At 67.9% G+C, this 15,089-nt stretch carries 13 protein-coding genes; 3 read left to right on the forward strand and 10 right to left on the reverse strand.

The window, feature by feature from the left end; translation table 11 throughout:
• Positions 1-3: 3 nt before the first annotated feature.
• The 6 genes from phnY to phnS are packed head-to-tail and all read right to left on the reverse strand — an operon-like array spanning position 4 to position 6,736.
• Positions 4-1,458 (reverse strand): phosphonoacetaldehyde dehydrogenase, encoded by a 1,455-nt coding sequence (gene phnY / locus BAMB_RS23320; RefSeq protein WP_011659615.1) that lies wholly within the window; start codon positions 1,456-1,458, stop codon positions 4-6.
• Positions 1,455-2,765: a phosphonoacetate hydrolase gene (gene phnA, locus BAMB_RS23325; RefSeq protein ID WP_011659616.1), complete on the reverse strand. Its 1,311-nt coding sequence runs from the start codon at positions 2,763-2,765 to the stop codon at positions 1,455-1,457. The genes phnY and phnA overlap by 4 nt, the downstream gene beginning before the upstream one ends.
• Complete coding sequence (gene phnV, locus BAMB_RS23330; RefSeq protein ID WP_011659617.1) at positions 2,762-3,622, reverse strand: 2-aminoethylphosphonate ABC transport system, membrane component PhnV; 861 nt, start codon at positions 3,620-3,622, stop codon at positions 2,762-2,764. Before phnV ends, phnA begins: the two co-directional genes overlap by 4 nt.
• Complete coding sequence (locus tag BAMB_RS23335; RefSeq protein ID WP_011659618.1) at positions 3,612-4,532, reverse strand: 2-aminoethylphosphonate ABC transporter permease subunit; 921 nt, start codon at positions 4,530-4,532, stop codon at positions 3,612-3,614. The genes phnV and BAMB_RS23335 overlap by 11 nt, the downstream gene beginning before the upstream one ends.
• On the reverse strand, positions 4,510-5,613 hold the full coding sequence (gene phnT, locus BAMB_RS23340) for a 2-aminoethylphosphonate ABC transport system ATP-binding subunit PhnT (protein ID WP_011659619.1): 1,104 nt from the start codon (positions 5,611-5,613) through the stop codon (positions 4,510-4,512). Before phnT ends, BAMB_RS23335 begins: the two co-directional genes overlap by 23 nt.
• 34 nt (positions 5,614-5,647) lie before the next feature.
• A complete protein-coding gene (gene phnS / locus BAMB_RS23345) occupies positions 5,648-6,736 on the reverse strand; it encodes a 2-aminoethylphosphonate ABC transporter substrate-binding protein (protein WP_006756348.1) in 1,089 nt (362 codons plus the stop codon).
• A 253-nt stretch (positions 6,737-6,989) separates the two neighbouring features.
• Between phnS and BAMB_RS23350 the strand changes: the two genes are divergently transcribed.
• On the forward strand, positions 6,990-8,099 hold the full coding sequence (locus BAMB_RS23350) for a 2-aminoethylphosphonate--pyruvate transaminase (protein WP_011659620.1): 1,110 nt from the start codon (positions 6,990-6,992) through the stop codon (positions 8,097-8,099).
• Between the two features lie 102 nt (positions 8,100-8,201).
• Here the strand turns inward: BAMB_RS23350 and BAMB_RS23355 are convergent, their stop codons facing one another.
• Genes BAMB_RS23355 through aroQ form a run of 3 tightly spaced genes read right to left on the reverse strand, consistent with a single transcriptional unit; the run spans position 8,202 to position 10,910 of the window.
• Positions 8,202-9,569, reverse strand: coding sequence for an MFS transporter (locus BAMB_RS23355; RefSeq protein ID WP_011659621.1), 1,368 nt, complete (start codon positions 9,567-9,569; stop codon positions 8,202-8,204).
• A gap of 34 nt (positions 9,570-9,603) precedes the next feature.
• Positions 9,604-10,458 (reverse strand): shikimate dehydrogenase, encoded by an 855-nt coding sequence (locus BAMB_RS23360; protein ID WP_011659622.1) that lies wholly within the window; start codon positions 10,456-10,458, stop codon positions 9,604-9,606.
• Positions 10,455-10,910, reverse strand: coding sequence for a type II 3-dehydroquinate dehydratase (gene aroQ / locus BAMB_RS23365; protein ID WP_011659623.1), 456 nt, complete (start codon positions 10,908-10,910; stop codon positions 10,455-10,457). The genes BAMB_RS23360 and aroQ overlap by 4 nt, the downstream gene beginning before the upstream one ends.
• A 256-nt stretch (positions 10,911-11,166) precedes the next feature.
• On the opposite strand from aroQ, the gene BAMB_RS23370 reads away from it, so the two are divergent.
• Positions 11,167-13,059, forward strand: coding sequence for a bifunctional sugar phosphate isomerase/epimerase/4-hydroxyphenylpyruvate dioxygenase family protein (locus BAMB_RS23370; protein ID WP_011659624.1), 1,893 nt, complete (start codon positions 11,167-11,169; stop codon positions 13,057-13,059).
• A gap of 286 nt (positions 13,060-13,345) precedes the next feature.
• Positions 13,346-13,609: a hypothetical protein gene (locus tag BAMB_RS23375; RefSeq protein WP_011659625.1), complete on the forward strand. Its 264-nt coding sequence runs from the start codon at positions 13,346-13,348 to the stop codon at positions 13,607-13,609.
• 75 nt (positions 13,610-13,684) lie between these two features.
• Here the strand turns inward: BAMB_RS23375 and BAMB_RS23380 are convergent, their stop codons facing one another.
• Positions 13,685-14,479 carry an AraC family transcriptional regulator gene (locus tag BAMB_RS23380; protein ID WP_011659626.1) on the reverse strand — a complete coding sequence of 265 codons (795 nt, stop codon included), beginning with the start codon at positions 14,477-14,479 and terminating at the stop codon, positions 13,685-13,687.
• Positions 14,480-15,089: the final 610 nt, after the last annotated feature.

The raw sequence follows: 15,089 nt of genomic DNA on the forward strand, positions 1-15,089 counted from the left end.
CGCTTACTCCCAAGGCAGCGAAAACGTCTTCAGGTTCGTGAAGCTCTTCATCGCTTCCTGAACGCCTTCCTTATAGCCAAGCCCCGAATCCTTGACGCCGCCGAACGGCGACAGCTCGATCCGGTATCCGGGCACTTCCCAGACATTCACCGTCCCGACGTTCAGCTCGTTCACGAACCGGACGACCGCGGCCGTACTGTCCGTGCACACCCCCGACGACAACCCGAATGCCGTGCCGTTACTGATCCGGATCGCATCGTCGATCGTGTCGAACGTCATGACGGGCGATACAGGGCCGAAGGTTTCCTCGCGCACGATCGTCATCGACGGATCGACGTTGTCGAGCACGGTCGGCGAATACAGCGCACCGCGCCGCACGTTGCCGGTCAGCAGGCGCGCACCCTGCGCGAGCGCCTCGCCGACCCGCGCCTCGAACAGCCGCGCCGCCGCGTCGTCGATCACCGTGCCCATTTCGTTCGCGGGATCGAACGGATCGCCGTAATTCCATGCGCGCGTCTTCTCGACGAGCAGCTCGGTGAACGCCGGCGCGATCGAGCGCTGCACCAGGATCCGCTTGACGGCCGTGCAGCGCTGCCCCGAATTCCGGTACGAACCGAGCACGGCCAGCGATGCCGCACGTTCCAGATCGGCGTCGTCGAGCACGATCAGCGGATCGTTGCCGCCCAGCTCCAGCACGATGCGCCGGTAGCCGGCCCGCGCGGCGATCGCCTTGCCGATCGACACGCCGCCCGTGAAGGTAATCAGCGATGCATGCGGATGCGTGACGAGTTCGTCCGCGATCTCGCGCGGGTCGCCGGTCAGCACCTGCAGCATCGGCTCGGGCAAGCCGGCCTCGTAGAGCAGGTCCGCCAGATAGAACGCCGACAGCGGCACCTTCTCCGACGGCTTCACGATCACGCGGTTGTTGGTCGCGATTGCCGGCGCGATCTTGTGCGCGACCTGATTCATGGGGTGATTGAACGGCGTGATCGCGACGATCACGCCGTCGAGCGGCTGCCGTTGCGAGAACACGCGTCGCGCCTTGCCGTGGGGTGTCAGGTCACACGAGAAGCTCTGCGCGTCGTCGCGCAACGCCTCGACCGACGCGAACTTCAGCACGTCGGCGACGCGGCCGATCTCGTAGCGGGAATCCCGTTTCGACAATCCCGATTCGAGCGTGATCAGGTCGGATGCCGCCTCGGCACGCTCGCGCAGCAGCGCGGCCGCACGCTCGAGGATCTGCGAACGCTCGTAACGCGTGAGCGCGGGCCGGTATGCCATCGCGTATTCGAACGCGGCACGCACGTCGTCGACGCTCGCCAGCGGCGCCGTACCGACACGCGTGCCGGTGTAGGGATCGGTGACGTCGAACACACGATCGCGCGTCGCACGCGTGCCGCACCAGCGCAGCGCCTCGGCGCGAAACGCGGGGTGGTCCTGGCGGGGATGAGCCATCATGACGCGACCCGGTTCAGCACGAAATCGAACACGTCGAAGTTGCGCGGCCGACGTGCCGGGTCGTCCCGCTCGATCCGACGGTTGAACAGCAACGGCACCTCCTGCTCGGACACGCCGCCATGCGAACGCAGCGGCACGGTCAGGCCGGACAGGTCGTGTTCGCGCTCGCGCGTGCCGAGCGTCATGTCGCGCCGCGCGATCACGACGAGATCGCCGATCCGGTCGGCCGGCAGCTCGAAGCGGGCGGCGGCTTCCGCGTTGTCGAGCACGAGCTCGACGCCGTCGATCCCGCCGACGCGCCACATCGCATCGGTCCGGTCGACACCCGGCGCCAGGTACACGGTCGCGAACGAGCCGAGCGCGCCGTGGTGCACGACGTACGGATCGGTGATCGGCAGGATCACGCGCGCGGCCCGCCCACCGAACCAGCCGTCGAACGCGTCCTGCAGATAGATCACGTTCGGGCGGCCCGTTGCCGGATCATGCTTCGCGTTCATCCCGTGGTCGGCCGTGAGCCCGATCGCCCAGCCGAGCGCATCGAGCTGCGCGAGATAGCCGTCCATCATTGCGTAGAACGCGTTCGCGCCGGCGCTGCCCGGCTCGCACTTGTGCTGCACGTAGTCGGTGGTCGACAGGTACATCAGGTCGACCTGGCGCGTCTGCGCGAGCCGCACGCCGGCCGCGAACACGAATTCGGACAGCGCCGCGCCGTACACGTCGGGCGACGGCAGGCCGACCCAGTCGAGCACGTCGACGATCCCGTTTTCCGCGAGATTCGCCTGCGCGGCCTTCTCCGCGGAAAAACAGATGCCGTTCATCTGCCAGCCGAGCAGCCGGCGCAGCTTGTCCTTCGCCGTGACGACGGCCACTCGCGCGCCGGCGTCGGACGCCGCCGCGAGCAACGTGCCGGCCCGCAGGTAGGCCGGGTCGTTCATCATCACTTCGGCGCCGCGCCCGCCGTCGGCGGCCGGATCCCAGAAGTAGTTGCCGCAGATCCCGTGGACCGACGGCGGCACGCCGCAGACGATCGACAGGTTGTTCGGGTTGGTGAAGGTCGGCACCACGCAGTCGGCGCGCCACGCGGTGCCGGCCGCGATCATTCGGCCGATGAACGGCGCGACGCCCGCCTCCACCGCACGCTCGAGATAGTCGTACTCGCAGCCGTCGACGCAGACCACGACGGTCGGTTCGACCGGCAGCCGGTAGCGCCGGCCGTTCACGTCGACGGAACGACCCGCGAGATCCGTCGATACCTTGCCCGCGGCCGCTTGCTCGCCGGGCAGCCGCAACGCGAACGCGGCGTTCATGATGCGACCCGCGTGCCGCGCGGCACGCGCGCGGCGATCAGCAGCAGCGCCGCGAGCGACGCCCCGAGCATCAACAGCGACAGCGCCGATGCCGGCAGGTAGTAGCCGCGCTCCACCTGGCCGATCACGACGATCGGCACGGTCGCGAAACCCGGCGGGTAGACGGTCAGCGTCGCGCCGAGTTCGCCGAGCGACAGCGCGAAGCCGAGCGCGAGGCTCGCGCGCAGCGCCGGCACGAGCTGCGGCAGCAGCACGCGGCGCAGCACCATCGCGGGCGGTGCGCCGAGGCTCGCCGCCGCTTCGCGCAGCACGGTCAGTTCCGGCCGCAGCGCGGCGGCCGCGCAGCGATAGCAGAACGGCAGAATCAGCGCGAGTTGCACGAGCACGACGATCGCCGCGGAGCTCGACAGGTCGAGCGGCTTCTGGTGATACGCGATCAGCACCGCGAGCCCGAGAACGACGCTCGGCACGCCGTTCGGCACCATCACGAGCGCGTCGACGAGCGCGCCGAGGCCGCGCCGGTCGCGCCCTTCGAGCGCGAGCGCGAGCCACAGCCCGAGGATCGTGCCGAGCGCCGCTACGCCGAAGCCGATTTCGAGGCTCGTCAGCAGCGCGTCGTATTCCGGCGACGCGAGCCGCTCGAACCAGCGCAGGCTGTAGCCGGCCGGCAGAATCGTGCCCGACCACTGCGTCGACACGCTCGACAGCGCGACGACGACGACCGGCAGCACGAACAGCCAGAAGCAGGCGAACGCGGCCAGCGCGAGCGCGACGCGCGACGCATGCTTGAGCAGCGTGTCGCCCCAGCCGATCCGGTGGCGCGGCACGGCTGCCCCGATACGGAATTCAGCGGACATCGTTTCCTCCCGTCGCACGCCGGTTCACCCGGCGATAAACCGCATAGAGCGCCAGCGACAGCGCGAGCATCACGACCGCGCCGGCCGAGGCGGTCGGCAGGTCGAGGTCGACGGTCGCGCTGCTGTAGATCGCGACCGGCAGCGTCACGAGCCGCGCGCTGCCGAGCACGAGCAGGATCCCGAACTCGTTCAGCGTCAGCAGGAAGCACAGCACGGTGCCGGCGGCGATGCCCGGCCACGCGATCGGCAGCACGACGCGACGCGCGAGCATCCAGCCGGATGCGCCGAGACTGCGCGCCGCTTCGATCAGGCGCAGGTCGAGCGTCGCGAACGACGCGAGCGTCGGCCGCACGACGAACGGCGTATAGAACACGGTCTGCGCGAGAATCACGCCGCCGATGCCGAACAGGAAGTCGAGCGGCGGGTTCTCGAGATGGAGCAGGTGCTGCAGCGCGATGCTGATCGAGCCTTGCGAGCCGTACAGGAAGATCAGCGTGAACGCGACGAGGAACGACGGAAACGCGACGTACAGTTCCAGGAAACGCGTGACGAGCGATGCGCCCGGGAACGGCCTGAAGAACAGCAGCGCGGCCAGCAGCACGCCGAGCACCGACGCGGTGCCGGCGCTCGCGAACAGCACGCCGACGCTCGTCAGCAGCACGCCGCGCGTATCGGGGTTGCCGAAGAACGTCCGGTACGCGGCGAAGCTCAGCCCGTGATCGCCGGACACGCTCAGCAGCACGAGCCGCACCAGCGGATAGATGACGAGCGGGCCGAGCACGACGAGCGCGAGCGCGGCGAGATGCAGGTCGCCCATGCGCTTGCGGCGCCGCGCGGCGGCGGCATGCGCGGCGGCCGACGCGAGCGCCCGCGGCGGCAGGCCGGCTTCAGGGCTCGATAAGGACGACATCGTCTGCCTCGCAATGCAGGGAAACGCGCGCACCGCGCTCGGGAGCCGCGCCGCGGCCGCGTTGCATCGTGACGCGCACGGGCTCGTCGGGCGCCGCGTCGATCACGACCGCGATCGACAGGTCCGCGCCCTGCCATTCGACGGACGACACCGTGCCGTGCAGGCCGCCCGCCGCGAGCGGCATCACGGTCAGGCGCTCGGGGCGCACGCAGGCGACCTTGCCGCGCACGTCGTGACGCGGATCGCCGAGCGGGAAGATCACATGCGGGGGCAGCAGGTTGGCGGGGCCGAGATAGCGCGCGACGTAGCCGTCCCGCGGCGTGTCGTACAGCTGCTGCGGCGCGCCGAGCTGCGCGATGTGGCCGTCGCGCATCAGCAGTGCGCGGTCGGACAGCACCAGCGCGTCGTCGCGATCGTGCGTCACGCAGACGACGGTCAGGTTCGGCAGGCGCTCGTGCAGCGCCTTCAGTTCGCTGCGCACCGATGCGCGCAGGTTGGCGTCGAGCGCAGACAGCGGCTCGTCGAGCAGCAGCACGTCCGGTTCGATCACGAGCGCACGCGCCAGTGCGACGCGCTGCTGCATTCCGCCCGACAGTTGCGCGGGCAGATGATGGCCCGCATCGCCGAGCTGCACGAGCTTCAGCGCGTCGGCGACGCGGCGCGTCACGTCCGACGAGGCCATCCCGCGGGCGCGCAGCCCGAACGCGACGTTCTCGAACACCGACAGGTGCGGGAACAGCGCGTAATTCTGGAACAGCAGACCGAGATTGCGCTTGTGCGGCGGCGCATAGGTCAAGTCGCGTCCGGCCACGGTCAGCGTGCCGGTCAGGCCGTCGGCCTTCACGAACCCGGCGATGAAGCGCAGCAGCGTGGTCTTGCCGCAGCCGCTCTTGCCGAGCACGGTCAGAAATTCGCCGGCGCCGATCGACAGCGACAGATCTTCCAGCACCGTGCGTGCGCCGTAGCGCACGCTCAGGTGCTCGATCCGCACGCCGCCCGGCGCGCCGGACCGCAGCGTCGCTTGCGGTTCGGCGGCGCCGAATGCGCCGGGATGGGTCAGGGTGGTTTCCACCGGGTTCATCCTCTTGCTCACTAATACAGGCGGCGTGCGCCGATCACTTCGGCTTGACGACGTCGAGCTGCTTGCCCGAGCTGCCGATCACGTCCTTCTTCCAGCGCTCGATCCACACCGGCTTCTTCGCCATCACCTGGCTCCAGTCGACCGGGATCAGTTTCACGCCCGCGATCGCCTTCTTCACCGCTTCGCCGTTCTTGCCGGCCAGCGGAACGTCGGTGCGGCCCGGGATGCCGTACATGTCCGGCACCTTCGACTGCACTTCCGTCGACATCAGGTAGTCGATCAGCTTCTTGCCGACGTCCTGGTTCGGGCCGCTCTTGATCAGACCGATGCCGTACGGCAGCTGGAACGTGGTCGGCTGGTCGCCGTCCTTGGCGGCCAGGAAGATCGGCTTGACGGACAGCGCGCCGTGCTCGGCGTCGTCGAGGTCCATCTGCAGGTCGCCGTTCGCGACGCTGATCTCGTTGCGCGACAGCAGCACGTTCAGGTAGCCGGTGCCCTTGGTGTGGAACTTCACGCTTTGCGACAGTTTCGCGAGGTAGTCGAACGCCTTGTCCTCGCCCATCAGCGAGGTCGTCAGGATCAGCACGGCCATTCCGTCGCCGGCGGTCGCCGGGTTCGAGTACGCCACCTTGCCGGCATAGCTCGGCGACAGCAGGTCGGCGAACGTCTTCGGCTGGTTCTTCACGACGTCCGGGTTGATCGCGAACGAGAAGTAGTTGTTCACGAACGTCGCCCACGTACCGTCTTCCGCCTTCGCGATCGCCGGCACGTTCTTGTAGTTCACGCTCTGGTACGGCTGCAGCAGGCCCATCTGGCCGGCTTGCTGAATGAACGGCGGCAGCGTGACGATCACGTCCGCCTTCGGCGAGTTCTTCTCGATGTTCGCGCGGTTGACCACCTCGCCGCTGCCCGCCGTCACGATGTTGACCTTGACGCCTTCCTTCTTCTCGAAGGCCGGCAGCACATCGCGATAGAGGTTCTCGAGGCCGTCCGCCGTATACAGCACGACCGCGTTCGCCGCATGCGCGGGCAAGGCGACGCCCATCAGGCCGGCGACGCCGGCAGCCAGCGCGAGCTTGCGGAACGCGCCGGCAGCGGCGCGCGAGGAATTCTGCAGTGTCATCTCACTTCTCCGTAGGCGGAACACCAGCGGCCGGGGCACGATCCGGCTCGTTTCAGTCGGGCAGACCGACAACCGGCCGGCCTCGCTGCCGCGCTGCAGGTGGTTTCGCGCGGCAACCGAAGGATCACAGCGTTCGATGACAAAGCCGTGACGCGTGCCACAATTTCCACAAAATGACACATTTTGCCAATATCATGCAAGTCACTCAGGAATGCCGCCTCCCCGTTTCGTCCGACCTTTGCTGGAGAAAACCATGCCCGATCCGATTCTGCTCACGCCCGGCCCGCTCACCACGTCCGCCACAACACGCCACGCAATGCAACATGACTGGGGCTCTTGGGACGCCGCTTTCAACCAGTTGACGGCCAGCGTCTGCGCGGACCTCGTCGCGATCGCGCGCGGCGGCGACGATTACGTGTGCGTGCCGATGCAAGGCAGCGGCACCTTTTCGGTCGAGGCCGCGCTCGGCACGCTGGTGCCGCGCGACCGCGTCGTGCTGGTGCCCGACAACGGCGCGTATTGCGCGCGCATCCTGAAGATCCTCGGCCGGCTCGGCATCGAAGCGATCGCATTGCCGTTCGGCGAGGACGCAGCGGTCGACCCGGCGGTGGTGGAAGCCGCGTTCGCGCGCGAGCCGCGCATCACGCATGTCGCGCTGGTGCACCTGGAAACGAGTGCCGGCATCCTGAATCCGCTCGACGCGATCGCGGCCGTGTGCCGGCGGCACGGCAAGCGGCTGATCGTCGACGCGATGAGTTCGTTCGGCGCGCTGCCGATCGCGCTGGCGGACAGCGGGATCGACGCACTGGTGTCGGCGAGCGGCAAATGCCTGGAAGGCGTGCCGGGGATGGGGTTCGCGATCGTGCGGCGCGACGCGCTCGACGCATGCGAAGGCAACTCGCCGTCGCTCGCGCTCGACCTTCAGGATCAGCACGCGTACCTGCGCAAGACGGGCCAGTGGCGCTTCACGCCGCCGACCCACGTGATCGCCGCGCTGCGCGCCGCGCTCGACCAGTATCTCGCCGAAGGCGGCCAGCCCGCGCGTGGCGCGCGCTATGCGGAGAACTGCCGGACGCTGGTCGAATCGATGCGCGCGCTCGGCTTCGCGCCGTTCCTCGACGGCAGCGTGCAGGCGCCCGTGATCGTCACGTTCCACGCGCCCGACCATCCGGCGTACGATTTCCGCCGCTTTTACGACGCGGTGCGCGACGCGGGCTTCATCCTGTATCCGGGCAAGCTGACGAAAGTGGAGACGTTCCGTGTCGGCTGCATCGGCGCGATCGATGCCGGCGACATCCGGCGCGCGGTCGCGGCGATCGCGCAGGCGCTCGAATCGCTCGGGATTGCCATGCAGCGCGCGTGAGCGCGGATGCGTGAATCGGCCCGCAATCCGGCGGCAGAAATAAAAACGCCCGGCGACCCAAGGTCGCCGGGCGAATGCACCGAGCGTGCGTGGAGCCGGTACTTACCATTCGATCCGCTTGATGTCGCCGACGACGAAGATGTACGACAGTGCACCGATCAGCGCGATCACGCCGATGAACACCAGCGCGCCGACGAACGAGCCGGTCGACGCGACGATGAAGCCGACGACGAGCGGCGTGACGATCCCCGCGAGGTTCGCCGCGAAGTTGAAGATGCCGCCCGTCACGCCGAGCAGGCCGTCTGGCGCGATGTCGGACACGAGCGTCCAGCCGAGCGCGGCCATCCCCTGCGCGAAGAAGGCGATCGACATGATCGCGATCACGGCTTCGTTGCTCTTCACGTAGTTCGCGAGAATGATCGTCGACGCGAGCAGCAGGCCCGCGATGATCGGCAGCTTGCGTGCGAGGTTCGCCGACTTGCCGCGACGCAGCAGCCAGTCGGAGAAGATCCCGCCGAACATCACGCCGACCGACGCGGCGATGAACGGCATCACCGCGAAGAAGCCGATCTTCAGCCAGCCCATGTGGCGCTCGGTCGCGAGATAGGTGGGGAACCAGGTCAGGAAGAACACGAGCGTCGAGTTGCCGGCGAACTGGCCGAGGCAGATGCCCGCGAGCTGGCGCTTCTTCAGCAGCTGGCCGGCCATCGACCAGCTGAACTTCTTCTGCTCGCCCTTGCCGCCCTTGGCGCCCTTGGCGCCCTTGGCGCCGTTGTCGCCTTTGCGCACAGCGTGCACCAGGCCGCCGCCCGCCTCGATGTAGGCAAGTTCCTCCGAGTTCGCGGCCGGATGATCACGCGGCTCGTGATAGAACTTCCACCAGATCAGGCCGAACGCGATACCGATCGCGCCGACGACCCAGAACAGCGAGCGCCAGCCAAACGCGCCCATCAGCGCGAACAGCACCGGGCTGAAGAACGCGAGGCCGATGTATTCGCCGACCGTATAGGTACCGGTCGCCATCGCGCGCTCGTTCTGCGGGAACCACGTCGCGACGACGCGGCTGTTGGTCGGGAAGCACGGCGCCTCCGTCACGCCGAGCCCGAGCCGGCACGCGAGCAGCGTCGCGATGCCCGGCACGAAGCCCTGCAGGAACGTGCACAGCGACCACAGCGTCATCGACCAGTAATAGGTGACCTTGCTGCCGAAGCGGTCGAGGAACAGGCCGCCGGGCACCTGCATTGCGACGTACGTCCACGAGAACGCGGAGAACATGATGCCCATCACCGCCGCGTTGATGCCGAGCTCCTTGGTGAGCTGCGGCGCAGCCACCCCCAGCACGGTGCGGTCGAGATAGTTGATCATCGTGCCGATCGCGAGCAGCGCGAGAATCTTGTAGCGCGCCGATGTCCGCCGGACCGTGCCGGCCGCCTGCGCTGGCGCGGCGTTCGTGTGGGTGGTGTGCTGCATGGTTGTCTCCTGGGTTCTCTTTTGGATCGAAGGATCAGCGCGCGACGAGCGACTGAAAGTGCTCGAACATTCGCTCGTCGTCCGGCGTACGTCCGGTGAAGATTTCGAACGCGTCGACGGCCTGGTACACGGCCATTCCGCCGCCCGGCAGCGTCGCGCAGCCGGCCGCCCGCGCCGCGCGGATCAGTTCGGTTTCGAGTGGGAAATACACGATGTCGGCCACCCACATTCCCGCGTGGAGCAGTTCGGCCGGCAGCGGCAGGCCCGGATGCTTGGCCATGCCGGTCGGCGTTGCATGGATCAGGCCCGTCGCGGCGCGCATCGCGGCCGCGAGATCGCTGCCCGGCGTGACCCGGGCGGCCGGGAAGCGCTGCTGCAGTTCGCTCGCGAGCGTGTCGGCACGCGTGCCGTCGACGTCGAAAATCGTCAATTCGGCGGCGCCCATCTGCAGTGCCGCATGCGCGACGGCCGCGCCCGCGCCGCCCGCACCGAGCTGGACGACGCGCTCGAGCGACGCGTCGGGAAGCCCGCGGCGGAACGACTTCGCGAAACCCGACCAGTCGGTGTTGTGGCCGATCCGCTTGCCGTCCTTGAACAGCACGGTGTTCACCGCGCCGAGCGCGCGCGCGTCGTCCGACAGCGCGTCGAGGTGCTCGATCACGCGCTGCTTGCACGGGTGCGTGATGTTCAGCCCGTTGAAGCCCATCCGCTGCGCGGCCTCGAGCAGTTGCGGCAGCGCGTCGACGGTCAGGCCGAGCGCGTCGAGATCGATGCGGCGGTACACGTAGCCGAATCCCTGGCGGAATCCTTCTTCCTCATGCATCGCGGGCGACAGCGAACCGGCGATACCCTGGCCGATCAGGCCGATCAGAAAAGACGGGCGGCTCATCGTGCGGCTCCCTGCGCAAAAAGGGTCGACAGGCGCTGCAGCGCGAATACGTAGCCTTCGGTGCCGCAGCCGCAGATCACGGCCTCGGCCACCCCCGACACATACGAGTGGTGACGGAACGCCTCGCGGCGATGCACGTTGGAGATATGCACCTCGATCACCGGCTTCGCGATCGCGGAAAGCGCGTCGGCCAGCGCGACCGACGTGTGCGTATAGGCAGCCGGGTTGATCACGATGCCGTGCGTGTCGTGACGCGCGGCATGCAGCCAGTCAATCAGCTGGTGCTCGGCGTTCGACTGGCGGAAGTCGATCTCCAGCCCCAGCCCGTCGGCCGCCGTGCGGCACCGCTGCTCGAGGTCGGCGAGGGTTTCCGCGCCGTAGATATGGGGCTCGCGGGTGCCCAGCAGATTCAGGTTCGGGCCGTTCAGTACCAGCACCTTGTACTTGCTCATGACGATTTCTGCTCCAAAAACGGGGGCGGAACGTTGCCCGCTGCGCCCTGTGACATCAGGAAGTTGGCGCTAGTGTGCGCCGGCATGCAAGCGCTGTCTTTTCGGGTTTTCGCTAATTTGTACCAACTAGTTAGTTTGTATAATCCCTCTCACTTCCCTAGTAAATTCGGGATATGGCGTCCGTCGTGAATTCAACGACTGGTTCATTCGGGTCCGATCGGCCGACGCCACCCCGCTCATCCGCAGGATTCGCCCCATGCAGCGCTCGATCGCCACCGTGTCACTGTCCGGCACCCTCGCCGAGAAGCTCGCCGCCGTCCAGGCCGCCGGCTTCGACGGTGTCGAAATTTTCGAGAACGACCTCGTCTACTTCGACGGATCGCCCGCCGACGTGCGGCGCATGGCCGCCGATCTCGGCCTCGACATCGTGCTGTTCCAGCCGTTTCGCGACTTCGAGGGCGTGAGCCCGGCCCAGCTCGCCCGCAATCTCGACCGCATCCGGCGCAAGTTCGACGTGATGCACGCGCTCGGCACCGACCGCATCCTGGTGTGCAGCAACGTGTCGCCCGACACGATCGCGGACGACGCGCTGCTGGTCGACCAGCTCGGCGCGCTCGCCGAAGCCGCGCGGGAGGCTGGCGTGGTCGCCGCGTACGAGGCGCTCGCGTGGGGCCGCGTCGTGAATCGGTACGGCCATGCGTGGCAGCTGGTGAACGCGGTGAACAGCCCGCACCTCGGCCTCGCGCTCGACAGCTTCCATACGCTGTCGCTCGACGATTCGCCGGACGCGATCGCCGACATTCCCGGCGACCGGATCGCGTTCGTGCAGATCGCCGATGCGCCGAAGCTCGCGATGGACGTGCTCGAATGGAGCCGCCACTTCCGCTCGTTCCCCGGCCAGGGCGACTTCGACCTCGCCCGCTTCACGGCTCGCGTGATCGAGTCCGGCTATACGGGGCCGCTGTCGCTCGAGATCTTCAACGACGGCTTCCGCGCCGCACCGACCGCGATCACGGCCGCCGACGGCCACCGCTCGCTGCTCTATCTGGAAGAACTGACGCGCGCGCGGCTCGCACAGGACGGCCGCGCGCCGGCCGCCGACCAGCCGCTGTTCGCGCCGCCGGCGCCGCCCGCGCACGTCGGGTTCCAGTTCATCGAATTCGCGGTCGACGCGCAGGCGGCGGCCACTGTCGGCGCATGGCTCGGCAAGATGCGGTTCCGGCTCGCGGGCCGCCATCGGTCGAAGGACGTGACGCTGTTCCAGCACGGCGCCGCATCGATCGTGCTGAACGCCGAGCGCGACTCGTTCGCCGATGCGTTCTTCCAGCAGCATGGGTTGTCGCTCTGTGCGTCGGCGTTTCGCGTCGACGATGCGAAGGTAGCGTTCGAACGCGCGGCCGGCTTCGGCTACGCGCCGTTTTCCGGGCGCGTCGGCCCGAATGAGCGCGTGCTGCCGAGCGTGCAGGCGCCGGACGGCAGCCTCGAATACTTCGTCGACGAGACGCCGAACGCGCCGACGCTGTATGAATCGGATTTCGTGCTGACCGACATCGATGGCCCCACCGAAGTCGGGCCGCTGACGGGCATCGATCACGTGTGCCTCGCGCTGCCGGCGGACGCGCTCGATACGTGGATCCTGTTCTTCAAGACTGCATTCGGCTTCGAAGCCGAGCGCAGCTGGCTCGTCCCCGACCCGTACGGCCTGATGCGCAGCCGGGCGGTGCGCAGCGCGGACGGCTCGGTGCGGATCGCGCTGAATGCGTCGGTCGACCGCCATACGGCCGTCGCCGAATCGCTGGACCGCTATCACGGCACGGGGCTGAACCACGTCGCGTTCCGGACCGACGACATCGTGAAGACGGTCGCCGCGTTTGCAGCCGACGGCGTGCCGTTCCTGCGGATCCCGCCGAACTACTACGACGATCTCGCCGCGCGCTACGCGCTGCCGGATGAGCTGATCGACACGCTGAGCGCCCACCATCTGCTGTACGACCGCGACGAAAACGGCGGCGAATTCCTGCATGCGTATACGGAACTGGTCGACAACCGCTTCTCGCTCGAGATCGTCGAGCGGCGCGGCGGCTACGACGGCTACGGTGCGGCAAACGCGGCCGTGCGGCTCGCCGCGCAGGCCCAGCGCAGGAAATAAGGAAGCAACGGGAAGTTCGTTCCGGGTCGGCGCGGCAGGGGAAACCACGGGCCTCCGTCGCGCCAGCCGCTCGGGCGCACCATCGTGGGGAATGTCGGCGCAGCGCCCCGCCCGGCAAGGTTGACGCTTGCGCATCCGGCACGACCGGCCAGTGCGAGTTACATCCGGTAATGCTTGCCGCGCCGCAACATCCGCGCGATCGCCGCAATTTTAAGAATCGCTTAAGTCTTTCTCGGCACCATCCGCAACCAGTACCCGATGGATATCCCGAAAAAGGAGGACAGCGATGAGCGCCGTAGATGCACCCGCGGGCCGCCAGCCCGCCCCCCCTGCAAAAAAGACGATGCTGCGCCGTTTGCTCAGCCATCACGAAATCGCGACGCTGCTCGTGCTGCTGCACGCGCCGATCGGCGCGAATGCCAAACCCGAATTGCCCGCGCTGCAGGAAGCCGGCCTCGTCGAGATGATCAAGCTCGACGCCGACACCTCGCCGCGCTTCCGGCTGACCGAAGACGGTACTGCCGTCCTGAAAGGGCTCGGCTACCGCTGAGCCGACGCTTTCCCCGCTCACCGTTCCCGCCTCACCCCGATCATCCCGAACCGCCGGCCCGGCCGGCGCGTCGCTTCACCCCGCCCGATCCTGCAGCATCAGCCGGTATTCCGTCGGCGTCACGCCGACCGTCGCCTTGAACTGGCGCGTGAACGCGCTGTGATCCGTATAACCGCATAGCGCCGCCACGTCCGTCACCTTGTCGTGCGTGACGAGCAGCGCCGTGGCCGCGTCGAGTCGCGTTTTCAGCAGCACCTGGCGCGGCGTCAGGTGAAACACCTTGTGGAAGTAGCGCTCCAACTGCGCGACCGACATCCCGGCCATCTGCGCGAGCTGCTTGAGGTTCAGCGGCTGCACGTAGTGATCCTGGATGTGCTGGACCACGTCGGCGAGCTTGCTGTAGGCCGGATGCGAGCCCTCTTGCGCCTTCAGGTCGCGCGAAATGCCCGCGAGGCCGACCACCTTGCCAGCCGCGTCGCGCAGCGGCTCCTTGCAGGTCAGGCACCAGCCCGGCTGACGGCCCGGATACAGATGCAGCTCGAGCTGGTCCATCAGTTGCTGGCCGGCGGTGATCGTCGCCATGTCCTGCTCGAAATAGGTGCGGCCGAAGCGGCGCGGAAACACTTCGTCGGTCGTCTTGCCGAGCAGGTCGCGCTTGTCCTTGTAGCCGCAGCGCATGGCCAGCGTGCGGTTGACGAGCGCGTAGCGGCCGTTCGCGTCCTTCACGAAGAACGCGACGTCGGGCAGCGCGTCGAACACCGGCTCGAGCAGGCGGAAGTGCGCGAGCATCGCGCCGAGATCGGCGTTGTCGGGCTGGTAGCGCAACGTATCGGACAGGCTCATGGGCGGTGCGGCAAGGAAGGTCGTCATCCCGGCATCTGCGAAGGGAGTGGCTGATGGCGTCGATTATAGGAGCGCCCTCTCGAACGCGTGTTGGCGATCGCGGGCTGCTCGGCGAACGGTGGCCCGCGCAATGCGCCGCCGATCGGCGGTGATTCAGCGAGCGCATACGTTGGCGCATCGTGCGCCGTGAGGTTGTGCACACAACCACTGCGCCGCTCGCGTGTCCGGCGGGGACGCGTTTGCGTCGGCCGGCGCCGGCAGCAACATCCAGCGCACTCCGCCGACGTCGCGATCACACACGCCCGACCCGCCATCCTAGAAATGCCGGCGTGTCGCGTCTTGGCGCGTTTGCGCACTCCTCATGACGATTTCGGCATATATCAGGGTTATCGACGATATGCCGAAATCGTCGCCGGCCGCGCACCGAACGCGCAAGACGCGGGCATTTTCGCTACCTAGACTTCGCTCAACGGTTACGAGACGACATCCCGCCGCCGCCGCGCACGCCGATTCCGGCACAACCCGCGCGGCGCACGGCGAGCCGCACCGCCGTCGCATAGGCGTGCAAACCGATACGTCTCGCCCGGTTTACCGCACCGGCCCGCTGGCCGGCGGCGGCCCAACCACGCCATCAAGG

The organism is Burkholderia ambifaria AMMD (assembly GCF_000203915.1).
Taxonomy (GTDB): Bacteria; Pseudomonadota; Gammaproteobacteria; order Burkholderiales; family Burkholderiaceae; genus Burkholderia; species Burkholderia ambifaria.

Coding starts and splice junctions, on each gene's coding strand:
- phnY (WP_011659615.1), bottom strand. CDS start 1,458: ATGATGGCTCATCCCCGCCAGGACCACCCCGCGTTTCGCGCCGAGGCG.
- phnA (WP_011659616.1), bottom strand. CDS start 2,765: ATGAACGCCGCGTTCGCGTTGCGGCTGCCCGGCGAGCAAGCGGCCGCG.
- phnV (WP_011659617.1), bottom strand. CDS start 3,622: ATGTCCGCTGAATTCCGTATCGGGGCAGCCGTGCCGCGCCACCGGATC.
- BAMB_RS23335 (WP_011659618.1), bottom strand. CDS start 4,532: ATGTCGTCCTTATCGAGCCCTGAAGCCGGCCTGCCGCCGCGGGCGCTC.
- phnT (WP_011659619.1), bottom strand. CDS start 5,613: ATGAACCCGGTGGAAACCACCCTGACCCATCCCGGCGCATTCGGCGCC.
- phnS (WP_006756348.1), bottom strand. CDS start 6,736: ATGACACTGCAGAATTCCTCGCGCGCCGCTGCCGGCGCGTTCCGCAAG.
- BAMB_RS23350 (WP_011659620.1), top strand. CDS start 6,990: ATGCCCGATCCGATTCTGCTCACGCCCGGCCCGCTCACCACGTCCGCC.
- BAMB_RS23355 (WP_011659621.1), bottom strand. CDS start 9,569: ATGCAGCACACCACCCACACGAACGCCGCGCCAGCGCAGGCGGCCGGC.
- BAMB_RS23360 (WP_011659622.1), bottom strand. CDS start 10,458: ATGAGCCGCCCGTCTTTTCTGATCGGCCTGATCGGCCAGGGTATCGCC.
- aroQ (WP_011659623.1), bottom strand. CDS start 10,910: ATGAGCAAGTACAAGGTGCTGGTACTGAACGGCCCGAACCTGAATCTG.
- BAMB_RS23370 (WP_011659624.1), top strand. CDS start 11,167: ATGCAGCGCTCGATCGCCACCGTGTCACTGTCCGGCACCCTCGCCGAG.
- BAMB_RS23375 (WP_011659625.1), top strand. CDS start 13,346: ATGAGCGCCGTAGATGCACCCGCGGGCCGCCAGCCCGCCCCCCCTGCA.
- BAMB_RS23380 (WP_011659626.1), bottom strand. CDS start 14,479: ATGACGACCTTCCTTGCCGCACCGCCCATGAGCCTGTCCGATACGTTG.